Genomic DNA, 24,201 nt, shown 5'->3' with positions numbered 1-24,201 from the left:
ATATAAAATAAGAAAGCCGCTTGATAACTCAAGCGGCTTTTCTTTTATAGTCTAAACCCTACCTTGCTGGCGCAGCAGGCGGAGGGGTTGGTAACGCCTTACGAGGGATCATTTCCTTACGTTCTGATGTGTTGTATACAAATGATGCTACGATGGTAGCAGCTTGTTTCAAATCATCTTCGCTCAGGCGATCGTAAGTATCCTGGTTGCTGTGGTGGGTACGGGTGTTGTAATCCATGCCATCCTGTATGAATTGGAAACCCGGCAAACCAACCGCATCAAACGATTGGTGATCTGTACCACCGGTGTTGCTTACGGTTACTGTAGTAGCACCAAGATCTTTAAACGGCGCTAACCATTCTTTAAATATCGGCCCTGCCGCGCTATCGCCCTGCAAGTAAATACCACGAATTTTTCCGGTACCGTTATCCAGGTTGTAGTAAACATCCAGTTTAGCTTGCTCTGGTTTCAACGTCATGGTTTTAACATCGCCAAAATGCGCGGCTACGTAACCACGAGAGCCAAACAAACCTTGTTCTTCGCTGCTCCAAAGCCCAATACGGATAGTGCGTTTCGGTTTAAAGCCAATAGCTTTTAAGATCCGCATAGCCTCCATCATCACCGCGCTGCCGGCAGCATTATCGGTTGCACCGGTTGCACCATGCCATGAATCTAAGTGGCCACCTATCATAATCACCTGGTCCTTCAGTTTTTTATCGGTACCCGGTATTTCGGCAACTACGTTGTAGCCTTGCATATCGGCAGTAAAAAACTCTGTTTTAATGTCGGCTTCCATGGTTACCTTTTGGCCAGCTTTTACCAGGCGCAAAATGCGCAGGTAATCTTCGCCGCTGGTTTCTAACTCAGGGGCAACCGCTTTAGCGGTATCGGCGTACGAAGCGCCGTTGGTTGTAAAAGTAGTACCATAGTTACCACGGCCTTGTGCTAATATCAAACCTACTTTTTCGTCCAATAAAAACTTGGTGATAGCACCACGCATGGCTATCATTTTACGGCGGGCAAGCATTTGCGGGCTGTTTGGATCAAACTGGCGGCGCGGGCCACCTGCAGGCGCCATTGTAGCGGTAGCCATTTTGTCGAGCTCTTCGTCGGTATAGCGGGAAAGATCCGCTTTAGTCCCCGGCGTTAATTTTGCCTGGCTATCAAAAATTACAATTTTACCGACAAGCTTGCCTTTGTATTTATCAAGATCGGTAGTGGTATCAGCTTTTACCAAAACAACATCACCTTTAATAGGGCCGTTGGTGCCTGGTGTCCATGCTTTAGGGATAGCGATAATAGCGTGGTAGTAGGGAACGGTAATTGCGGCGTAGTTCTTTTGAACCTCCCAGCCTTTACCAAATTTACCCCATGGTTCTAACTTAGAGTTTACCATACCCCAGGTTTTTAGCTGATTAACAGCCCAGTCCTGCGCACGTTTTAAACCCGGCGAATTAGCTAAACGCGGGCCTGAAACATCGGTTAAATAGAAAGCGGTTTCCATTACCTTTGAATGGTTCATGCCTTCTTCACGAATTTTTTGGGTAGCGGCCTGGTCAACAGTCTCCTGCGCAAATGCAGTTCCTGCTAAACCTGTAATAGCCATACAAGTGTAGAGTAATTTTAATTTCATATAAGAGTCAGTTAGTTTTAGCAAACTTATCTATTTGGCCTGTAATTTCTTACGGATAGATTTAACAAAGTTGTTACAAGCAATAATTAGTTTTGACTTGAGTTGTCGAGAGATTTAATCATGCTGCGATGAGCCATACCCGTGGTAGCCACGTGAAACGAGAAAACAAGGCTCAAATTTGATACCGAAAAACCAGGAATTGTACGCTTAAATTCTTTATAAAACAAGTGTGAATACTTGACCAGTCTTATTAATTGATCAGCAGTTTATATCCCCTGCCGTGCACGTTGATAATTTCTACCGTAGGGTCATCTTTAAGATACTTGCGGATCTTGCTTAGGAAAACATCCATACTGCGACCGTTAAAATAGTTATCGTCATGCCAGATGTTCAGCAGGGCTTCTTCACGGGTAAGCACTTCATTCTTTTTTATACACAGCAAACGCAGCAGTTCGGCTTCTTTGGTTGATAGCTTTTGCAGTACGTTATCGCGGGTGATGATCTGCGAAGTATAGTCAAAATTGTAGCTGCCAAGTTTAAACTGCGATGGGTTCTCATTGCCTTTTTTTTCGTGGATATCGGTACGTTTCAGCAGGGCATTTATACGAAGCAATAATTCTTCGATACGGAAGGGCTTGGTAATATAATCATCACCACCCAGGTTAAAGGCCATTGTTTTATCCTCTATCATGGCCTTCGCCGTAGCGAAGATAATGGGCACGTGAGCGTTGATCTTACGGATCTCCTTCCCCAACGTAAACCCATCTTTTTTGGGCATCATCACATCAAGTATCAGCAGATCGCAATTTTGCTTGGTGAAAGCGCGCAGGCCTTCTTCACCATCTTTACATAACACCACATCAAACTTACCTTTTAAGGCAAGATAATCTTGCAATAGCAAGCCAAGGTTCGGGTCGTCTTCAACAAGTAATATTTTTTTCATGATAGGTGGTTATGCAACAGGAAATTTCAATTCAAACTCCGACCCTTTTTCTCTTTCAGATCTAACACCGATGGTTCCATCCAGGCGTTTTACAATGGTATTTACGTAGCTTAAGCCCAGGCCAAAGCCCTTAACATCGTGCAGGTTGCCGGTTGGTATGCGGTAAAACTGTTCAAATATTTTTGCCTGCTGGTCGCGGTTCATGCCAATACCTTTATCTGCAACGCGTATTACAACATGGCCGTTCCTATTTAACGTACTTATTGCAATATCAGGTGCGTCGGTGCTATATTTAATAGCGTTATCTATCAAATTGAACATTACGTTGCTAAAATGTAGCTCGTCGGCGATAATAACGGAGCGCTCGGCCTCAAGTTTAAGTTCGATATTGGCATTGCACTTTTGGATCTTTAGCGCCATGCTGTCAAGCACAATGGTTATCATTTCGTTTACGTCAAGCGGTTTTTTATCCAGCTTAAAGTCGTTTCGTTCTATGCGGGCAATATTTAGTACACGCTCTATGTGACTACCAAGGCGTACGTTCTCTTCATAAATCACATTGGCCAGGCGGGCGACTCGCGTTTTATCCTGGGCTATTTCGTTATCCTTTAAAGCCTCGCTGGCTATCATAATGGTTGATACCGGGGTTTTAAACTCGTGCGTCATGTTGTTGATGAAATCTATTTTCATCTCCGCGATCTTCTTTTGGCGCAGTATAGAGAAAATGGTATAGCCAAAGCAAAATATCAATACCAAGATCAAGCCCCCTGTAGTGCCCATGGCAGCCGTCATGTTACCTAATATAAAGGAGTTTTTTTGCGGGAAAGAAATTTTGATCTTACCAGGGTCATTTATAAGCTCATTGCTAAAAATAGCTTTTTCGAAAGTATTGGCAGCAATAAACTCGGGCTTAATGCCTTTAGTATCCATGGCGCTGCTAAAAATGAGCGAATCACTATTGGCGGTACTTACCTCATAGCTAAAAGGCAAGGAGATGCCACGGTTATGCAGCTCGAACCGCAGTAGCGAATCTATCCAGAAATTATTTAACCGTTTATCCAGCGGTTCATCACTTTTGCGGTATTCTTCGGCAAGGTTTTCAATTACGTTAGGCTTTTTAGAGTTAGGCGTAGTGTTTTCTAACGAATCTGTCTCCAGCATGTGTTTTACTTGCTTAAACTGCCGCTCTTTTTGCAAGCGCTCCTGCTCGCGCAGCCACTCGGGGTTAAGGTTTGGCACCGATATTATCTGCGGGCCAAATTGCGGGTCTACATAAGTGTATTTAAGCGTATCGTATTTATGCAACTTCTGCTTAAAAGGCCGTGGGGCACTTTTTACGATCTCGGGGATAAAGCGGCCATGCACTTCGCCAAACTCATCAGTATATTGTTCTATCCGAATGCGAAGGTTTAGCGTGCCCTGCTGTATCAGCCCGGCAATATCATCATCCATCTTTTTGTGAAGGATCATCCGTTTCAGGCTATCGCGCAGCATCGCCAGCTTGCGCTCGCGCTTGGTTTGCTTTTTCTTTAGCACCAGCACATCCCCAATAATGCTTTTGCTGCCGTTGATGCTTATTTCGCTTTTTGTGTTGAGCACGCCGGTGCGCCTTAGTGTTATAATTTGTTTGGCGGGGGTTGTTTTGGCGTTCAGGAAGTTTAGGGCATCCTGCTTGGTAACTTTTGATACCACGTTGTTTAAAGCCTCGTTAACCGAGCGGTTAAAAAGCTCGGACTGCATCTGGTACGATTGGCGCAAAAAATACAATTGCATTACTACCACCCCTAAGAGTGCTGTCCCCATTAAACCAATGATAAGCCCTATGCTTCTTCTTTTCATGCAATCACAAAAATATTTTAAATTAAGTGAGAACGATTGCTTTTAACAATTTTTAACACATTAGCTTTCAAGTTTTAATCTGTTGATTTGTAACAGTTTCCTAAATTTGCGAGTCTTAACTTAAATCACCACAAAAAATGAAAAAGTTATTTAAACCCGGATTTGAATTTATATTTTCGGTTGCACTGATAGCCATACTTGGTTTGCCACCTTTGGTGTTGGCACAATCTCAAAAAAACATCGAGATCCAAATTGTTAACGGCGATACCACCGTTAACGGCAAAAACATAAAAAAACTAACCACCGCCGAGCGCAAAGACGCGCTCGACGCCATAAGCGGCCTGCCGCCAACGCCAATCGCCCCGGGCAACCCCAGCCCCTCAAATTCTAAAGTGGTCATCAAAAAGCGGATAACTGGTGGCGGCAAAGATGATATTGTAATTGAAAGAAGCATAACCGGCAACGAACCACGCATAGCTGATTTTGACAGCAGCCATAAGGATGTAAAGATCCGCCTGAGGAAGTTAAAGGGTGCCGATAGCGTGCAGGCCTTTACCTATCGTTTTAATAACGACTTGCCGCAGATGGGCACAAGAACTTTTAGTTTTGATATGCCTAAACATAAACAGGCGTTTGAATTTACCAGCCGCAACTCGCAGAATTTCAACTACAGCAATACCGATAATGACGGCATTAGCACTAACATTAGTTTCGGCGTGTCAGATCCGTCTAAAGAAAAGTTAAAACGCATTACGGGTGTAGATAAGGCTGAGCTTTATATTAACGACCTTAATATCGCACCAGAGTTTTCTACAGGTAAAACCAGCCTGTCGTTTAACCTCCCGGCCAAAACTGCTGCCGAAGTAAAATTTACCGATACAGAAGGCAAAGTTTTATGGGCCGATAAAACCACCACAGGCAGCTTCAGCAAAAAAATAAACTTACCATTAAACGGCGTTTATTATTTACAAGTGAAACAAGCCACTAATGTTGCACTAAAGAAGATAGTTAAAGAGTAGTTGCAGTTATTGGTTGAGCAGTTTGCACTATTTAAACTAAAAAACGATTCCACAACAAAAAGCCCTTCTAAATATTTAGAAGGGCTTTTATATTTTATATCAGCCTGCCTACTGCAAACTAATAACTGCGAATTGTATTAAAACGGTAGATCGTCATCATCCGGTGCCGAGCTGATATCAGCAGGGGCTGCATATTCCGGGGTTGAAGCCGCGCCGGCCGCGCTTAAAGCATTAACTTTCCAAAGCTGTAACGAGTTAAAGTATGTTTTTTTACCTGTCTTATCAGTCCATGGGCGGCCTTTCAGGTTAAAAAATACTTCTACATCGTCGCCAACCTTCACATTGTCTAATAAATTGCAACGATCCTGGATAGCTTCAAACTTCAAATACTCGGGGTATTGTGGGTTCTCGACGTACTCAAGTATCAATTCTCTCTTTTTTAATGATTCGGTAACCTGCTGGGTTGCCGACACTTCATATACCTTACCTTTAACTTCCATAAATCAGAAAATAATTTAAAATGTAAAGTTAATAGTATGAAATTAAATAGCGGCGTATTTAATTTATAAATTCGCAAAATAATTATGCAAGTTTTCCACACTAAAATTAACACAATTAACATTAACTGCCAATAATGGGAATTTATAGGTAATTAAAGAACTTATATTAATAATAACTAATACCAAGATGCATGAATATGCATTATATTTGTTACTCATCCGTTACTCAAATAAGTTATTATTAATGAACGCAACTATATTACATAGAGAACTAAAGAAAAATCGCACCAGTTTATTGCTTGACTACAGCTTAAATGGAAAAAGGGTTCAGGAAACTCTTCAAATGTATATTACCACGAAGCCTAAATCCCAAATTGAAAAGGATCAAAATAGAGAGGTATTGCAAAAAGCAGAATTGGTAAGACTTCGATTTTTAAATAAGGTGATGGATAATAGGCATGACATTACCGATAACAGTTCTAACAAAATATTACTATTAAAGTACTTTCAGCATCTTGCTGTATTGAAAAAGAAAGGAAGATCGGCACTTACTTGGCATAGTGCGGTTTTGATATTGGAAGAGTTTTTAAATGGCGAACAGATATTACTTAAAAGATTAAAAGAATCTCACCTTGAGAAATTAAAACAATACATGCTAAACTCCTACATTAAAAAAAATGGTAAAAAGTTAGCTCCTAATACTGCTGCTTTATATTTTAGTAAAATCAAAGCAGGGTTAAATCAAGCATATCAAGAAAAGCTAATATCCTTTAAAATTTCGGATAACGTTAAGTCATTACCTAAAAAAAATATTCCAAGGAAGTATTTAACTATTGATGAAATCCTTAAATTGAATAGTACAGACTGTAGTAATCAATTATTAAAAAAAGCTTTTTTGTTTAGTGCACTAACAGGTCTTAGATGGTGCGATATAGAAAAATTAACCTGGAATGATATAAAATATTCCTCAGATAGAGGCAATTTTATCGAGTTTACGCAAAAAAAGACGGATTCTGAAGAATGGGTGCCTATTAGTGACGACGCATTTAACTTATTGGGCACCAGACCAGATGTGAATGGCGAAAAAGTTATTGTTGGATTATCATATTCACCACATTTTAAAGCCATTATTAAAAAATGGTTAAACAAAGCGAATATTGCGAAAGAAATTACTTTTCATGGGGCCAGGCACACGTACGCTACAACTCTTGTAACCAAAGGAGCTGACCTATTTGTTATTTCCAAAATGCTTGGTCATAAAGATATACGCACGACACAAATCTATTCGCATGTTATTGATAAGACTAAAGTAGACGCTGCAAAACTTTTAAATATTTTTGAATAATTATTTTCAGATAAATTTTTTAATACCCAAAATAAAAATCTATTACTTTTTAACTAAACATCAATAAATCAATATTTTAAAATAAATTTTTTCGTTTCGATTTCTTGCCCCATATTGTCAGTATGAACGAAAAAGGATATTATTTCACCTCTCTTCCTCTACCCCGGCAGCGGTTTAAAGGTTATTTTACTACCTTTTTTGTTATGGTAAAACTTGATGTCATAGTTAGCGCTGATTACAACATCAGGAGCATTACGGATTTCACGAATCCTTATGTTGAACGGTCGTACCCCTTTTACCATTTTTACAATACCACGTCTTTACGACCCTCGGGGTAGTATAGACGCACAACTAAATTTAACCCAACCCAACTCCTAACAGATTTTTAACATTTAAAAAATTAAGCCATGATGAATAATTTCATGACATTGGAAGGGCTATGTGCCTACACGGGTTTCTCAAAAAGCTCCATTTACAAGATCTCGCAACGAAATCTAATCCCGAAATACCGTCCAACGGGTAGAAAATTATACTTTCTTCACGAGGACGTCGACAAGTTTTTATTGAGAAATAGAATTGCTTCTGTAGACGAACTTAATGAACAAATTGATTTGGAAACCTTAATTGCTTGCAAATAATGAGAAAGCCCCATTTTGATAAATATTTGTTTGAGGCAAAGCATCATTCAATACACAACAATGTTTATTCACTAAAATTAGCAGAAGGCTATGTAGGGAATGATGCGGCTAATTATCGCGCTCATCTTGAAATGAATCGCCTGAATTATTCGGACAATATCGAAATCAACCTTAACAATGCAGCAATTTCAATTTATTCTACGATAGACGGATTGCCATATCGGCCTGAAATCCTTTTGCCACTTCAATTTGGCAATTGCCTTATGGGTAAAGATGTTGAAACAAACCGATCAGTGTTGGTTGAGCTACAAGGTATTGAAGATAATAACGGATTGTTTGTTCTCACCTCTCTCAGTTTACAATATAGCGATTTGAAGTATCATCAATTACAAGATAGAAATCGCCTGCAAATTAACTCGATGGGCACAGTACCTGCTAAATAGATTAACCACGGTATGTATTAAATACTGCTGAAACATCAAATCTAAGGGGCTACAAGGTGTAGTGCTAAGTAGCCCCTTATTCAATTATTATAAACACATGGTTTACCAAATTAGCCTTTTCTATAGTAATAGAAAAAAGTTATTCTGAAAGTAACCTTATACCACAATATGACATGTTTGATTCATTCAATTTTACATTAGATAGCAGCCAATTTGATTACAGGCACATACAACAGATATTTGAAGATAAAATGAACTTCAAAAAGAAGATTGACTACGTTAACGGTTCTTCGTTAATTGTTAATTATAAAAATTACGCCTTTAGCCTGTCTGAAAAAAGCCTGAAGGCAACCGGAAGCTTAACTAAATTGTATTACGGCAATAACGTTGAAAATTTGAACTTCAGCCAGGTGCAAGAAGCTTTAATGGAGTTTGAAACCGTATTTGAAATATCATTCGACAATGCAACCGTCACACGGGTCGATATAGCAGCAAGTATTTCAATGAGTCATCCGGTGAAAATGTTTTTGGACTTATTAGTTACCCCAGCCAATTATGAGCCGACAGTTCGCAATACATCCAAGTTGTTTGAGGGTAAGATACAGGATTTATACTTCTATAATAAAGTAGCCGAAACCCGGATTAAGGATGTGGTAAGTTACAAAAAATATAAAAGTGATCATATTTTGAAATACGAAATAAGATTCGAGAATGGTTTAGCTAATAAATTAGGGCTGAATGATTCAACCTTTAAAAACTTTTATGACGTTAAAACCTATGAAACATTAATAAGTAAATGGTATCAAGGGTATAAAGATGTACCTAAACTTACAATGGCCGAACAGAAATGTTATGATGTAAGTTCTCTTACAGCCATTAAAAATTCAGTTTTTGAAGATTATGTTAATATAACCGGCGGCTTAGAAATGTTTCAGGCAAAAGTATATCAGCAAAAACCAAAGAAAAATGTAAAATATCTTTTTAATAACTTCCTCAATTTGTTGCCTAAGGCAGAGTCGATAAGCCCGACATTAAAATCAGAATTAGATTATATGATTGATAGTATTTACCAAAACGAAATGAATCATCTGACGGCTTGATTAAAGCTTGTCGGAAATATTTAGTCAATTAACTGCTTTTCCTGCCTTATAACTGCTCATTATCAAATCACCGATATAAATATGGTGGCAATAATTCAAGGGCGTTAGAGGGCGGGATTTTTTTGTATAGAGGCAGGTAAAGTCTGAGGCAGTTCTATACAGTTATTTCTCTGTATTAATGACCTTAAAAAGGAAAGGTTAATAAATCATAATTGTGGCTTTATCCAAGCGGTATTAGCTGATGCCGCTATTAAGTTAAAAATCAAACAAATCTTTTGGAACTTTGCCAAGCGCTATAGCCAAAGCTTGTACAGTGGAGATGGTAGTATTTATTTTACCTAATTCAATATCGGATATTTGTGAATATTCCATACCCGCAGTTTGTGCAAGTTTTTCCATCGACATTTTTTGAGCATTACGTACGCTTCTTAAATGCTTACCAAAAGCAGAAATGTATTCATTATTTCTAATGTTATTCACCTGTGCAAGGTGGGTGAACTTTAAATTTTATATTATAGGATACATCCCATATTTCAGATTGTTAGTTATATTTGTCTAACAAAACCAAACCATGAAAACTTATTGCTTATTTACATTTTTATTATTTGCCCCCATCCTTTTGTTTGCACAAATCAAACGCCCATCGGCATCCAATGATCTTCCACAAAACGTAATTAATGAATTTTCGAAAGCTGTAAATTATGCATGGAACTATGCCAACAATACTGATGCCTTTAAAGGTGCATTGATGCTCCGACTGCGACAGCGGGGGGTGTATTCACAATTTGATATTAAAAGAACGATACAGGATGTAGGAAAAAGTAAAAATTGCAGAAATTTAGTTTTAGGTGCCTTGGCAGATTACACAGGTATGAGTAGATTGAATCAGACTCTTTTAAATATGAGCATCCCGGCTAATATTGCAAGAACCCTAACCTCGTATGCCTACAGCCTACAACAGCAGGATGCAAGCAATAATGCATCTACGGCACCGGCTGATAAAAGTGGAAATAAATACATTGTTATTGCTCAAAAAACATACTTCTATAGTTTTAATGCCAAAGGCGGTGTCGGGCAAAGAAGGCCAGCATACTTGGTTGAAGGGGAAGAATTTGAAGGTCTAAAAGAATTTGAAGGTTACATTTATTCAGATTTTACAAATCCGACGACTAAAAAAACAACTAAGGGTTGGATTTTGAAAATGGATATTGAAAAATTAGATGATCAGCCTGAAGAGACTCAGATTAATAATATCGATGCTAATTCGCCCTTTAATTCTTTAAAAAAATACGACGGAGAACATCAGGATGTTAAAAAGGTATTTGCCGATCCTGTTGTTGCCGGAATATTAAAAACAATCCTGGGTACTGATTATGTAAATTTCAACAAAGATTTTTTATCAAGTCCCCTTAGGGGTGATGTTTACGTAAGGCACAATGTATTATATATAAAGTCTTTTGTAACACATTATGCTTCAACAAATGCTTCGTTCTTCATCGATTTAAAATCCGGTAAAAGCTTTATGTACTGGAATACATTTAACAAGGACTACCAAGATTTATTGAAAACCTACGGCGAAGTCCCTTTAACATCCGCTATCGTCAATTTCATTCAACGGTATAAGACTGATATGCAGAATTTCATAATTGATTACGATATGCGATTGCTGGACGAAATATTAAATTATCATGATCCAAATGAAATAGTGAATATTGCTGATACTGACCAACGCCCCGAATTTCCTAACGGAGAAGTAGCTTTCATTAATTTTTTACGCAAAAATGTAAAGTATCCTGACTTAGCTAAAAAAAATGAAATTCAAGGCAGAGTAACCGTCGAATTTGTTTGCGAGAAAGATGGCTCACTCACCAATTTTCATATAATAAAAGGAATTGGCGGTGGCTGCGATGAAGAGTTGGTGCGCATATTAAAATTATCACCACGTTGGAAGCCGGGTATAAAAGATGCCAAAGAAGTGCGCACCTTATTTATTATGCCGTTTTATTATACGCTTTAGATACAAAGTCAAACTAGACGGCATAACATGGTTCGAGGCTGTTTATAAATAATCTGTTGATGAGATAGGCATGAAATAAACAGATGCTCTCTACAGCTTCTTTTTAGACTTTTAAGGCTATAATTGAATTTCGATGCGGATTTTATAATGGAATATAAATCAAGACATAATTAATTCATAACTAAACTTAGTCGACATATCCTTAAACAGATTTAAATTTTTTATAACAGCAAGATTGTATTACACTATTGAATAAAAATACAAAATCATTAAAACGGGCATCAATATTCACGATGTGTTTTTTATTTCTAACTTTACTGGATAGCCTTTTCAAATCACAATGGAATCGATTGTTACAGCAAGTTACATCAAGCCCTATTTTTCAGGTTTAATTTCTTTAAATCGAACACTAAAAGATGTTCAAGCATTATACGACCCTGTTAATGCTTTTCGATTTAATTTATTTAATTTCTGGTACCCAGGGGAAAACAAATTATCTCAAATCCTTGCATTTTTTCTTGATCCAAAACAAACACACGGTCAGGGGGACGTCTTTCTGAAAATCTTTTTAAATCAATTTGGATTGACCCATTTAGTTAGTGACACTAATAATGTTAATGTAAAATGCGAGTATACCATAACATATCAGCGGCGGATCGATATTTTAATTTCCTTTTACAATGATAAATTTGCCATAGGAATTGAGAATAAATTTGGTGCGGGAGATCAGGTAAATCAATTACATGATTATGCAAAATATTTCAAAGATAATTTTAACAATCATGTTTTGTTTTACTTAACTCCAAAGGGCGGTAATCCATCATTATCAAGCATTAATAAAGAAAACTACGAGTTATATATAGGCGATGGTAGTTTACAATCTATTAGTTATACAAGTGATATTATTGATTTAATCAATAAATGGAGTTTAGCATGTCAGGCTAACAGGGTTAGATATTTTCTAAACGATTTCGAGCAGTATTTTAAAAAAATATTAATAGGCGATAATTTCATGAATGAACACCAAATTGTGGCTGACTATGCGTTATCTACACCTGAGAATTTAACAGCAGCATTTGATACGTTTAAAGCCTTTAGTATAATTAAAGAGGAAATAGCCAAACGGTTCACGGATAAATTAGCAGCAAATTTAAAAACCGTTTTTAATGGCGACAAATGGGATGTCATTTGTTCGAAGAATTTGAATGTTGTTGTTAATCATATTAGTTGGCCGAGTAATACATATGTAGGCATCCGTGATTTTGATCATGATAGAGTACACTTTAGTGTAAAAACAAATACCGTTGACTGGCAAGGGTTGTTTTCATTTGTAAAAAACGAAAAGGGCGGCAGTTTTAATTCTAATAATTGGTGGTTGAAACTTGAGCCTGCTTATAATAGATGGGACGAAAATATTGAAGGAATAACGGCTTTGTATAATCTTAATGATGATGCAATTAGTTACATGATAGACGGGATAGTGCAAATTACAGATATTGTTAATAGGTTCTCAGATTATATTGTCAGTAATTAATAAGACAAAATAGCAACGCATTAGCATTAAATTCAAACGAAACATATATCCATGATTGTATATAACCAACAAGGCATTAATCTTAATGAGGCTAACGAGAAACCGTTTATCTTAGAAAAGGATATACAGAACCTTTTCGAAGCCAATTTAAATGCGATTATGGGTCTGCAATTGGTGAAAAGCGAATTCACTATCAAAAACAAACGAATAGATACATTAGCTTTTGACCCAGAAACAAAAGCTTTTATAATAATTGAATACAAAAGGGACAAAAACCACAGCGTAGTAGATCAGGGAGTTTCTTACTTAAACTTAATGCTTGAATATAAGGCCGATTTTATAATCGAATACAATGAAAGCCTTTCTCAAAACTTAAAACGTGACAATATAGACTGGAGCCAAATAAAAGTATGCTTTGTATCTCCATTATTTACAGAGAATCAAAAACAGGCGACAAATTTTAAAGACCTTTCAATTGAACTTTGGGAAGTTAAACAATACACAAATGGGGTTATTATAATTAACCCTATAAGAAAATCGGCAAGTGCGCCAAGTATTAAACCAATTGCGAAACAAAATGAATTATTGCAAAAGGTTGCAAAAGAAATAATTGAATATACAGAACAATATCATTTAAAAGGTAAGTCGCAGCAGGTGGTTGAATTATATGAGTCTTTCAAAAATGCCATCTTAAACTTACCTGGCGAAATTAATATAGTACCTAAGAAAACAAATATTGCATTTAAAACCAAAACAAATGTTATTGATGTAGAACTTCAATCAAATTCCTTTAAAATGTGGATCAACCTTAAGAAGGGGCAATTGGATGATTCTAAAAATTTGATGCGAGATGTTTCCATGTTAAAGGGTCATAACGGCAATGGTGATTACGAGTTAATAGTAAAGGACACTGAAAATTTAGAATACATCGCAAGTTTGATAAAGCAAGCTATTCAATAAAATTAGGTTGTGTTAGTATTAACTATTATTTGTGTTAAAATGGAAAAGTGTTCTTCACCTTTACAACTGTCGTTGTGGAAACCCCTACAACTTTTGCAACTTCCCGTATGGTAAGCCCTTTTTCAAGGCATTTAGAAATTTGCCTAGAAACGTCTTTATTTAAAAATTCTTTTTCGCTCTCGTTCGTCCCTTTGGGCCTACCCAACTTGCCGCCATTTTGTAAATATACAAGCCGACCTACCGCAGTTCTTTCCTTAATGTTGGAAAGTTCCATTTCGTAGAGCGAGGACATTACCGAGGAAATCATTTTCCATATTGGGTTTTTAACGCCATTAGGCCGTGATTGTAATCCAATATTTCTAACTGTTACATTGATTCCGCTCAATTCTAACCAATCTAGGGTTGTAATTACATCGCCTGTGTTCCGTCCTAATCTTGAAAATTCTTCTACAACAAGTTCCGTTACCAAGCCTTGTTTTATAAGCTTAGTTAGTTCAGCTCCTTTAGGTCTATCTCTGAACGCAATGTTGCCAGAGACTTTATCTAATAGTACTAAATCATATTTATCAGTGTCATTAATAAATCGGTTGCCTGACTGACCGATAGTACTTACCCTATTATATTTTATCCGCATTGTAGTATTAGTTTTATTGTGTGATTAAAACTAATACTACATTGCGATTCTTGAAACGTGCGAGCGCAATTTATAGTTACTTTTTTGTGTTAGTTTTTATTATAATTTAAAGTAACACAAAAAAAATATTCGTTACCGTTGCTTTTCTTAAGATAAATAATTATCGCTCCATATAGTCTTGCAAATGTTGAAAATAAGTGCATGCCTTGTTTCTAAAGCGTTTTCATCGAACTTATCGATAGGTGCAAGTAAAATTGATGGGTGTTTATTATTCAAGAGTTTAAGACCACTATTATTGTGATAAAAATTTGGGGTTAACGTTCTGGCAAAATTAGTATCATTGGTATAGGTTTTCAACTTATTGGCATAAACTTCCGCTAAAGACATTCCGTTATCGCCTTTTTTTAACAACAGAAGTCCGCCTAAACGATCTCTTTGCTCATTAAAAAAATCTTCATTACCAAAGGCTATCTTATTTTCATCATTTTGTGCCAAAATATGTTCAATATGATATTTTTTACCAACGCATAAATTATTGTACCCTGCAAAATTTGTGTAACTCATTTCTGTGCACAAAAACTCTTCTATACGTGCTAACACATACCGAATAAAAGTCTTATTTCCCGAATTAACTTTGGTATCTTTAAAGAATCCATAAGTGAACAATTCGGTAACATTTGCTGATCGCGTTTTATTAATATCACTGATTAACGCATCATCGAAATTCTGTTTTATTTCTGCCAGATCATCTTTATCACGTAAGTTAATCACTAATGATGTTATCTGTCTGGTAAAACTATTACTATCATAACATCCTTGTAGTCGGAGTGTCATATAATGCCGGTCCACCAGTTGAGCCAATAACTTTACTTTTTCATTATAGCTTTTATCGTGGGGCTTAACAGCAGAAAGTATTACCAAATATAGATTAGTTATTTCATTAAGCTTAATATTGTAGAATACGTATTTATTACTTTCAAACGTGCTGCTGACTAAATCAGTCATTTTTGTTGCATAGTATATAAAGTCCGTTTTTATAAAATTTTTGACAAATTTTGGTTCCTTTTTAAACGGTAGTCGATCTTGCCAATCTCTTGAAAAAATGGTTTTATGATAATCTTTAAACACCTGTATTTCTGTCGTTGTTTTAGACCATCTTGCACGGAAATAGTAAGTGAAGAAAGCATCTATGGGGTCATCAATGTTGGGAAACTTTAAACCTGAATTTTGCAATATTGCACAGGCTGTATTCCAGAATTTTAAATATTCATCAATTTCATCTTTCGGTATCTGACTAAGTAACTGAGCCTTTAAAATTTCATGTGATTTTAGTTTTTGTCCTTTAGCATTAATTACCTCAAACACCATAGCAACATCATCAGATTCTTTTATTTCAATTTCTACCAACTTAATATTGGTAAGAAAAAAAATAATGAAACATTCCAGATAATGTGGATTGGCATTTTTAAATTTCTCATTTAGAAATTTATCGATAGTTTCATAGTTTAGGTAAAGAAATATGTCGCTTTGTTTTAATAAACGTTCCGGTTTAGTGTTCTTTTGATTTTTAAATAAATCAGTTAATGTATCCGTGCGATCGTCACCTCCCATCCAAAACTGTAAACCCGCAGAAGTTGCTTTACAAATTAGATTTTTTACACTGTCAGTTCTGGCATCACTAAGTTCCTTTTCCTTAGCTAAATGAAATAGCTTTATAAGCATTAGTGTGAGTGTGGAGAATCGTTGTTGTCCATCCACTATACACGTTCGATCAGCTTGTTGATTTATTATGTAAGTATTGAGATAATACCATTTATAATATTCTTTAATGTAATCTGGAGTCGTTTCTGAGCTTTCAGTATATTTTAAATCAAACCTATGGTAAGAATCTTCTAGCAGGGCGAAAACATTATCAAAACTCCAGGTATAGTCTCTTTGATAAAAATCAATAAAATATTTTACCTGAAAAACATCTTCAATAGCTTTATATTTTAAATTACTGTTATCCGTTTCATTATTCATTTTGGAATTTCAATAGTCGAGGTTAATAATAAGGTTAGTTTGCTGTCAACAACAAATATACTGTGAAGTCGGGCCGTATCCATTTCCGCTGACAAAGTTTTTATAACTCATTTTTAAGGAATTACTTTTCGAGTTTTTGTAATATAAAGCAATGTACTTTAATCCTACTATATTAGCACATTGTTCAATACAAATGGATTTAGTAAATAAACTTTGGGGATTCTGTAATAAATTACGTCACGATGGGGTTGATCCATCTGATTATATTGAGCAATTAACATATCTTTTGTTCATTAAAATGGCAGAAGAAAAGGGGATTTATGTGCCTAAAGGGTTCGATTGGAATTCCCTTGTTACAAAAGATGATGATGAGTTTTTACTGTCACATTTGGAATCGGTATTACAAAAATTGAAGACCGAGGGCGGTATTTTGGGTGAAATTTTTTCTGACCCGGTTTCAAGGGTAAAAAATTCCCAAATATTAAAGGCATTAATACAGGAAATCAATTCCATTCATTGGACAAGTATTGACGCTGATGTTGTAGGATTAGCTTTTGAGGAATTAATAGGAAGAGTAGCTAATGAAGGTAAAAAAGGGGCTGGTCAATATTTTACCCCAAGGCCATTAATTCAAACAATTGTCAATGTAATAAAGCCTAACCCTCTTGAAAGTAAAGATTTTAACATTGGGGATGTAGCGGTAGGAACTGCTGGGTTTTTAGTCGTCTCTTATGAGTGGTTTAAATCTAAATACGGACATCATAAATTAAGCAAAGAAGAACAAAAACGAATAATTGAAAAGGTTTATTTTGGTCAGGAATTAGTGCAACGCCCTCGTAGGCTTGCTTTAATGAATATGTTTTTACATGGAGTTAATGCTGAAATAAAGTTAGGTGACACAATTTACGGAATTACAGATGAAAGGTATTTTTCTTGCATTTTATCTAATCCGCCCTTTGGAAATAAAGGTTCAAATCAGGTGCCCAATAGGAACTTTCCTGTAAAAACAAGTGATAAACAGCTAAATTTCATTCAACATATTATTGAAAGGCTTAAGCCTGGTGGGCGGGCAGCAATAGTTTTACCAGATAGTTGTTTATCAAACGATGCAGCAAAGAAGATTTGGTCATTCTATCTTAACATAAATAAAAGCAAATCAGAAGTTTGTAATCTACACACAATCATTAAACTTCCGGAGGGGGTTTTTGCAGCATATGCAAACGGCGTGAAAGCTTGTGTTTTATTTTTTCAAAAAAGTGTCCCAACGGAAACTTTGTGGATGTATGATGCCCGTAAGGGTACAAGGAAAATTACCACAAAAAGTAATATTTTAGAATTAAAACATTTTGAAGAATTTGAAAGGTGCTATGGTATCGATCCGAATGGGAAAAGTATTAGAACACAAACAGATAAATTTGTACCCCATAAATTTGAAGATATAGTAAGTAGAGGTTTTGATCTGTCGTTCACCGAAATAGTTAAGGCTGCACCATTACCTCATCCCGAAATAATTATTGATGAAATGATTGCAGATTATGAACGAAAAATTAGTGCTTTAAAAGAATTAAAAAGTAAATTGTCAGCAAATGATGAATATTCCAAAACATTGGTTGACAATTCCTCTTCGGCAGATAGTAGTGGCTCGAAAAGGAAAAAAACCGCAAAAGGTATCAAGTAATAAATTTTTCGATAGTGTACCCTATTTGGATATTGAGGTATTGGAAACTCAAAATATTACTCAATTTGCAGATCCCTATTCCACAATTATATCTTCCATCGATGACGTATTAGTTGTATGGGATGGTTCACGAAGCGGATTGGTTTTCCAAGGCATAGATGGCGCCGTAGGATCAACATTAATGTGCTTGACACCAATTGGTGTTAATAGTAAATATCTTTATTACTTTTTAAAACTTCAATTTCAGTATTTGAATCAAAATACTACTGGGGATAGTATTCCACATATAAACTCGGATCTCTTTTATGATTTAGAAATACCATTTCCTCCTATCGACGAGCAGATAAACATTGTAAATATAATAGAGGAAAAATGGGTGAAATTTGAAAACGATATAAATAAATCAAACTCTGAATTAATACAAAGTTTGCGGAATTACTTAATAGAACTTAACTCTACTATAGTAGAAGCAGAATTAAATAAAATACATTCTTTAGAAGATTTTAAAAATTCGGTTTTAGATTACGCAGTTTCTGGAAAATTAACCAACAATTGGTCAGATGAAAACGGAGAATATCCGAAAGTTAGACTTGGCGAAGTTTTAACATCTATAAATTACGGCACGGCGAAACCTTCCAAAAAAAACATAGAAGGAACAGCGATAATTCGGATTCCCAACCTGAAAAATTTCTACATAGATTTAAGTGATTTGAAATATTCGCATTTAACTGACGACGAGTACAATAATCTTAAATTGGAAATAGGTGATATTTTATTGATTAGATCCAATGGTAGTGTTAATTTGTTGGGACGGTCTTGTGTAATAACCGAAAAAGAAAAGGGTTTGGCCTTTGCGGGTTATTTATTACGATTAAGGCTTAATCATGCAAAAATATTACCAGAATTTTTAAATTATTCATTACATTCACCTGTAGTTAGAAGACAAATTGAAAGTGGCGGTCGGTCCAGCAGTGGCGTTAATAACATAAACACTGATGAAGTAAAAAACCTAACAATTTATCTTCCTCAGATAAAAGAGCAACGAGAAATAGTATCCAATATTGAGAAATTACTCATAAAGATTGAAGAGGCTGAAGAAAAAAATAGATTATCGAGCCAGCTTTTTGAAAATTTATATCAATCAATTCTAAATTTAGCCTTTAGCGGAGGATTTGGTACAGCAAACCCCACCAATCAAAATTTGTCATTAATAATTAGACAATTAGAAATTGAGAAAGAGGAAAAACTCAATAAAATAAAACTCTTGAAAAAAGCGCAATCGACGTTATTAAATGAAAAGTTTATGAGTTCAAAAGATCACGAGAAAATTAAAGATTTCATTAAAAAATTTTCAATTGAACAATATGGCGATCCAGGCTTTATCCTTACTGATAAAAACATAGAGAATATTAAAATCAACACTCAAGACAGTTTTAAAGATTTTGATTTCGATGACTTTTCTTCTATCTTTTTAGAAATGGTTCAAAGTAAAATTACTTCAACGGACGACTTTCCGTTTTTTATTACTGTAAAAGATAATGAAAAGATAGGATTTCAAATAAGAAAGCCATGAAAATACAGTCGATCCAGCTTTTTAATGAAAAATATCGTGGTCTAGAGCATTTTGAAAAGAAGTTCCCAAAGCATATCTTACTAAAAGGGCATATTGATCCAATTTGTCTGGTCGGCCTAAATGGAAGTGGAAAATCAAACTTTTTGGAATTAATCGCTGATATTTTCTATGACCTTGAAATTTTCTTTTTGTATGAAGCTGAGAATAAACTGTACCATACCGACAGTCCCAAATATTTTGCTTATGCAAACAGGGATCAGGAACCGATCTATTTTGATTTAAAATATAAAATCAACATCTATAATCAAGTTACCCAAAACGAAGAATCAAAGGAAATTCAAATTACGAGAAAACCCCCAACTGGTCGAATTAAAAAAAAGCATGCGCCTATTTTTAAAATTAAAGTCGAAAATAAACAACAGAATAGTTTATTTGACGACGATCCTTACACTGTAATTTCCGCTGATGAAGCAAGAAATTATCTTCCTTTAGTAGTTGGTTACACCTCCGGTTTAAATGATCTCGTAAGCATGCCGTTTATCGATTTACAAGACTTCTATGCACAACAAGTCGCTAAGGAAGCCAAAGGTAAAAAGAATAAGATTTCGGATAATCAAAAAAAGGCTATTGAATCACCTAACTTATTAATTTTAAATTATGATTCAAATGCTGCTATTGTAGTTTCAAATTTGCTATTAGCAGACGCTCAGAAATTAAAAACAATTCAGGAAACACTACGAATAGATAGGCTTAACTCCTTTAGGATTATTATAAGATGGAATAAACTTTATACCAAACGCACTTTGGAGGTAACTGATGAACTTCAGGGATATTTGAATAGTTTAACTGACTGTGCTATTTTAAAAGAAATTACAAAAGAAAGTGGCGAGGGGGAAATTCATACACTGGATTTCGTCTTTAATGAAGTCACGCAGGAACTATTTAGAGATAAATTTGGGACACCACAAAAACTTTTCGAGGCCTTAACAAAGTTAAATCTTTTAAACACACTTTGTATACAAAGAGAACAGCGAAATAATCTACGAAAGAAGCGTGAGAAAGGTCAATTACTCAGATTTCCACAGATAGCGTCCCTTGATAAAATTTTTAGCATCGAAAAAATTGAACTTATTTTAAAATTAGGTGAAGAAAGGTATGTTCGAACCGAATACGAAAAGATTAGTGATGGAGAACATCAGTTTATTCATATAGTTGGCGGGATCCTGCTTTTTGATGATAAGTATCCTAAACGAGATATACTTTACTTGTTGGATGAACCAGATACCCACTTTAACCCTATTTGGCGAAGTGATTTTTTTTACCAGTTGGAAAAAATACTTGTTAACAAGGAGGTCGAATTTATAATAACCACCCATTCACCGTTTGTTTTATCTGATTGTCACGGTTACAATGTCTTTAAATTTATAAGAGAAGGAGATAGGGTAACATTTGATCGCATAAAAAGCGAAACTTATGGCAGTACCTTTGAAAATGTTTTAGACGATGTTTTTCAATCTGATTTAAAGCAAGATGAACATTTTAAAAACCAAATGGCTAAACTTTCATTTAACCAAATCCAAAATCTTTATATAAAAATCAATAATTCGGAAACTAATGAAATGTTAGAAGCAATAATGGATGAAATTAGGTTATTAGGTGAATCAATGGACAGACTTCAGCTACTAAAACATTATACGGATAAGGAAAACGAGCTTTCAAAAATTTAACAATTGCTGAATGCTGTTTTATCTAAAATATTTTAATCATGATGTAGAAAAGCTACATGAATTAATATCGTTCTTTTTTGAAAAAGTAGAAAAGGAAAAACCTGTAGCTTTTACAACATCATTGCTGCCGGCATGGTATTCCGCTACTGTAAATAGATTAGAAAAGCTAGAGACTCAATTGACGCATTTTTTAACCTTAAGCGAGAAGGAGAAGACAGCAATCATCAAAGCTTTTTCGGATGGTAATAGAATTGACACCCTGTTTTCCAATAAAACAAAGCGATATGCGCATATTCCTGTAGCCTCCGATTTTAAGAAGCATAATGCGGATGGAAGCTTCGATAATACTATTGAAGTTTTTTTAAATGAGCTATTTGTCGATAATTTATATACAGGGCAGTTAGGCAAAAAAGACAGTACATTTTCTAAAAAAATTGGCAGTCATCTTGGAAATCACTTTACTGGATTGAAAGACAATCATTCAATTTCTAATGAAGATTTTTCCCTGTGTCCATTTTGTGGGATTGAACCAATTAAGATGATTAATTCTGAAGGCAGACCAGATTATGATCACTTATTACCAAAAGGTGATTCATTATTTGTATTTTCTTCAATTAATTTGAAAAATTTAGTTCCGATTGGCGACCATTGCAATGGTAAAAAAAGCTCCCAACATCTTTTATATTCAGATAAAAACCGAACAGCGAGAACAATTTCTTTTTATCCTTTTGAGCCTACTCCAAATCCATGTGAATTATATAATTTTGAGTTGGTGTGTAAAGAATATCCTGATTACTCGAACTTATGGAAGGGAGAATGGGAGGTAAAAATAAAACCAAATGTAAGTTCTAATCGTCGAATTACTGATAAAATTAAAACATGGGACAGAGTGTTTAATATCAAAAATAGATATGAAGAATATTTAAAAATACATGGAAAATCAATGATAGATAAGATTCTGCGTACTATGGATTCGAGCAGTGCAGATTTATTAATTGAATTAAAAAGTGAATTAAATAACCTTCTAAGAAAAAGATATTTATATGAATACATTTTTATCTCTACTGAAGAAGGATTAATACCTAAAAGAATTTTAATTGAATGGTGCCTAAAGGACGAAAACTATTTGTTAAACTACTTAAATTTTAAAAAAACGTTCCCTACCGCTCCAATAAATGTAAACAGCCAAATGTTTGAGTGATATTTGTTGCGGTTACGATTCAAGGTAGAATATGGGACAATATATTAGCAATACTGAATCTTTCCAATTTAAGGCATCAACAAAAGATATTTTTAAAGCATTAATGTCCGAGGCGGTGGCTATCGTTAATTAAAGCGTCTAATAAAGACATTCGTGCGTTGCTTGATATAATCCAAAAGGAAGCGAAGAATAGTGACTCTGAGGGATTTAAAACCCCTTCTATTAAGGCGTTGTCAAACGATATAGGATTAACATCTGCAAAAGTTTCAAAATTCATCAATCAGCTATATGCTGAACGATGGCATTTAAACATTGATCAACCTAAATTATTTATTCCTGCTTCCGATTTTTGTACTTTCTACTTCAAGGATGGCTTTAGTCAACAATATGCATTTTTTAACCTAAAGGTCACACATCCTATAGATGTGGGTGACAGCTTTAGTTGGACTTTTCTATTAGGTAAATTTAGTAGTACCACATTTTATGTCGAATCGATAGATCATGAACACATAAATGGGGAGATGGTAACATCCATTCATTTAAAAAGTGGCTATTATAATAACTATAGAAGATTTTTAATGGATAAAGCGAGAATGCTTGATCTGATTGATTTCAAGGAAATGATGACCTTATCAGATTATAAAATTGATGAATTACTTTACCATCGAGTTGAGAAGGGTTTAGGTGGCTTTCCTCAAAGTATGACTAAAGAAGCTGAATATTTTGCCAAAAGAAAGAATAGATGGTTGTAAGAAAGAGTATAAAATTTGCACCCCAATTTGCACCCCATGTAATTTTTAAGCATAAAAAATGCCCTTATCTATATCAGAAAGGGCATTTTAGTCGATTTGATGGTGGAGCCGGAGGGATTCGAATTAAATAGACACCAGGCTCTATCTAATTTTGCTTTCTAACGATGTCAAAACAGCAGATTTTTGATATAAAATCCGACCACCAATTCTCAAATATGGAATTTTGCCTTTTTTTCTCCAACGAATTAAGGTAGGTTCCGAAATGGCTAAAAATTTGATTAATTCCTTAGTTGTAATTGGAGGTTCAGTTTTGGCTATTGCAATAACCGAGGCGTTAGTATTCAGCTTTTCAAAAGCAACTAAAACAGCCATGTCTATGATTTTTTGTAATTCTTCACGAGTTGTGATAATCTGTATTTGATCAATCCCCATATTTCATTTATGTTTTATCAACAAACATAATTCAAATGCATTCGCACTTATTAATACACTAAAAAGTAAATCAATTGCATGATAGATAGTAATTACGTCCTTGGACGAGTCCTAATATTAAACCTATGCGCATTTTAAGGCTCTCTAATGAATTATTATTATAAAATTGATGTTCTTCTTTAAATCAAAACCAACGCTGTCTAACTTAGGG

Annotated in this window: 21 protein-coding genes; 13 read left to right on the top strand and 8 right to left on the bottom strand. The window is 35.2% G+C overall.

All coding sequences use genetic code 11. The features are described 5' to 3' along the window. Positions 1-58 precede the first annotated feature (58 nt). The 3 genes from ABIB39_RS04580 to ABIB39_RS04570 all read right to left on the bottom strand — a co-directional run bounded on the left by ABIB39_RS04580 (position 59) and on the right by ABIB39_RS04570 (position 4,415). Positions 59-1,633: a M28 family metallopeptidase gene (locus ABIB39_RS04580; RefSeq protein WP_354427691.1), complete on the bottom strand. Its 1,575-nt coding sequence runs from the start codon at positions 1,631-1,633 to the stop codon at positions 59-61. A 250-nt stretch (positions 1,634-1,883) separates the two neighbouring features. Then, the gene (locus ABIB39_RS04575; protein WP_354427689.1) at positions 1,884-2,576 is read right to left on the bottom strand and encodes a response regulator transcription factor; all 693 of its coding nucleotides are present in this window, start codon (positions 2,574-2,576) and stop codon (positions 1,884-1,886) included. A 9-nt stretch (positions 2,577-2,585) separates the two neighbouring features. Beyond that, complete coding sequence (locus ABIB39_RS04570; protein ID WP_354427687.1) at positions 2,586-4,415, bottom strand: sensor histidine kinase; 1,830 nt, start codon at positions 4,413-4,415, stop codon at positions 2,586-2,588. Between the two features lie 137 nt (positions 4,416-4,552). Between ABIB39_RS04570 and ABIB39_RS04565 the strand changes: the two genes are divergently transcribed. After that, complete coding sequence (locus ABIB39_RS04565; RefSeq protein WP_354427686.1) at positions 4,553-5,434, top strand: T9SS type A sorting domain-containing protein; 882 nt, start codon at positions 4,553-4,555, stop codon at positions 5,432-5,434. A gap of 137 nt (positions 5,435-5,571) precedes the next feature. On the opposite strand, the gene ABIB39_RS04560 is transcribed toward ABIB39_RS04565, so the two are convergent. Next, positions 5,572-5,934, bottom strand: a complete 363-nt coding sequence (locus tag ABIB39_RS04560; RefSeq protein ID WP_354427685.1) for a DUF3127 domain-containing protein — start codon at positions 5,932-5,934, stop codon at positions 5,572-5,574. Between the two features lie 244 nt (positions 5,935-6,178). Between ABIB39_RS04560 and ABIB39_RS04555 the strand changes: the two genes are divergently transcribed. The 4 genes from ABIB39_RS04555 to ABIB39_RS04540 all read left to right on the top strand — a co-directional run bounded on the left by ABIB39_RS04555 (position 6,179) and on the right by ABIB39_RS04540 (position 9,460). Next, a complete protein-coding gene (locus ABIB39_RS04555; RefSeq protein WP_354427684.1) occupies positions 6,179-7,279 on the top strand; it encodes a tyrosine-type recombinase/integrase in 1,101 nt (366 codons plus the stop codon). A gap of 407 nt (positions 7,280-7,686) precedes the next feature. Beyond that, positions 7,687-7,917, top strand: coding sequence for a helix-turn-helix transcriptional regulator (locus tag ABIB39_RS04550; RefSeq protein ID WP_354427682.1), 231 nt, complete (start codon positions 7,687-7,689; stop codon positions 7,915-7,917). Next, on the top strand, positions 7,917-8,360 hold the full coding sequence (locus ABIB39_RS04545; protein ID WP_354427680.1) for a hypothetical protein: 444 nt from the start codon (positions 7,917-7,919) through the stop codon (positions 8,358-8,360). Before ABIB39_RS04550 ends, ABIB39_RS04545 begins: the two co-directional genes overlap by 1 nt. Before the next feature lie 173 nt (positions 8,361-8,533). Beyond that, positions 8,534-9,460, top strand: coding sequence for a phage/plasmid replication domain-containing protein (locus tag ABIB39_RS04540; RefSeq protein ID WP_354427678.1), 927 nt, complete (start codon positions 8,534-8,536; stop codon positions 9,458-9,460). Between the two features lie 255 nt (positions 9,461-9,715). Here the strand turns inward: ABIB39_RS04540 and ABIB39_RS04535 are convergent, their stop codons facing one another. Continuing rightward, positions 9,716-9,940, bottom strand: coding sequence for a helix-turn-helix domain-containing protein (locus ABIB39_RS04535; protein ID WP_354427676.1), 225 nt, complete (start codon positions 9,938-9,940; stop codon positions 9,716-9,718). A 91-nt stretch (positions 9,941-10,031) separates the two neighbouring features. Between ABIB39_RS04535 and ABIB39_RS04530 the strand changes: the two genes are divergently transcribed. From ABIB39_RS04530 to ABIB39_RS04520, 3 genes are all read left to right on the top strand, one after another. Further along, on the top strand, positions 10,032-11,477 hold the full coding sequence (locus ABIB39_RS04530; RefSeq protein ID WP_354427675.1) for an energy transducer TonB: 1,446 nt from the start codon (positions 10,032-10,034) through the stop codon (positions 11,475-11,477). A 340-nt stretch (positions 11,478-11,817) separates the two neighbouring features. Continuing rightward, positions 11,818-13,011 (top strand): PDDEXK-like family protein, encoded by a 1,194-nt coding sequence (locus ABIB39_RS04525; RefSeq protein ID WP_354427674.1) that lies wholly within the window; start codon positions 11,818-11,820, stop codon positions 13,009-13,011. Positions 13,012-13,062: 51 nt separating this feature from the next. Then, on the top strand, positions 13,063-13,971 hold the full coding sequence (locus ABIB39_RS04520; RefSeq protein WP_354427672.1) for a DUF5655 domain-containing protein: 909 nt from the start codon (positions 13,063-13,065) through the stop codon (positions 13,969-13,971). A gap of 34 nt (positions 13,972-14,005) precedes the next feature. Here the strand turns inward: ABIB39_RS04520 and ABIB39_RS04515 are convergent, their stop codons facing one another. Continuing rightward, positions 14,006-14,605, bottom strand: a complete 600-nt coding sequence (locus ABIB39_RS04515) for a recombinase family protein (RefSeq protein WP_354427671.1) — start codon at positions 14,603-14,605, stop codon at positions 14,006-14,008. Between the two features lie 147 nt (positions 14,606-14,752). Further along, complete coding sequence (locus tag ABIB39_RS04510) at positions 14,753-16,627, bottom strand: DUF262 domain-containing protein (RefSeq protein ID WP_354427670.1); 1,875 nt, start codon at positions 16,625-16,627, stop codon at positions 14,753-14,755. Between the two features lie 193 nt (positions 16,628-16,820). On the opposite strand from ABIB39_RS04510, the gene ABIB39_RS04505 reads away from it, so the two are divergent. From ABIB39_RS04505 to ABIB39_RS04485, 5 genes are all read left to right on the top strand, one after another. Then, positions 16,821-18,305, top strand: a complete 1,485-nt coding sequence (locus ABIB39_RS04505; protein ID WP_354427669.1) for a type I restriction-modification system subunit M — start codon at positions 16,821-16,823, stop codon at positions 18,303-18,305. Then, positions 18,214-19,878 carry a restriction endonuclease subunit S gene (locus tag ABIB39_RS04500; RefSeq protein ID WP_354427667.1) on the top strand — a complete coding sequence of 555 codons (1,665 nt, stop codon included), beginning with the start codon at positions 18,214-18,216 and terminating at the stop codon, positions 19,876-19,878. Before ABIB39_RS04505 ends, ABIB39_RS04500 begins: the two co-directional genes overlap by 92 nt. Next, entirely contained in the window at positions 19,875-21,605 is a 1,731-nt protein-coding gene (locus ABIB39_RS04495; protein ID WP_354427665.1) for a restriction system-associated AAA family ATPase, read from the top strand. The genes ABIB39_RS04500 and ABIB39_RS04495 overlap by 4 nt, the downstream gene beginning before the upstream one ends. A 10-nt stretch (positions 21,606-21,615) precedes the next feature. Next, positions 21,616-22,806, top strand: a complete 1,191-nt coding sequence (locus ABIB39_RS04490) for a hypothetical protein (RefSeq protein WP_354427663.1) — start codon at positions 21,616-21,618, stop codon at positions 22,804-22,806. Positions 22,807-22,964: 158 nt separating this feature from the next. Next, complete coding sequence (locus ABIB39_RS04485; protein WP_354427662.1) at positions 22,965-23,558, top strand: hypothetical protein; 594 nt, start codon at positions 22,965-22,967, stop codon at positions 23,556-23,558. Between the two features lie 141 nt (positions 23,559-23,699). Here the strand turns inward: ABIB39_RS04485 and ABIB39_RS04480 are convergent, their stop codons facing one another. Beyond that, a complete protein-coding gene (locus ABIB39_RS04480) occupies positions 23,700-23,990 on the bottom strand; it encodes a helix-turn-helix domain-containing protein (RefSeq protein ID WP_354427660.1) in 291 nt (96 codons plus the stop codon). Positions 23,991-24,201: the final 211 nt, after the last annotated feature.

Origin of the sequence: Mucilaginibacter sp. UYP27 (assembly GCF_040547175.1) — a bacterium.
GTDB lineage: Bacteria > Bacteroidota > Bacteroidia > Sphingobacteriales > Sphingobacteriaceae > Mucilaginibacter.
The sequence above is the reverse complement of the archived record's forward strand: the minus strand, read 5'-3'. Positions and strand labels throughout refer to the sequence as shown.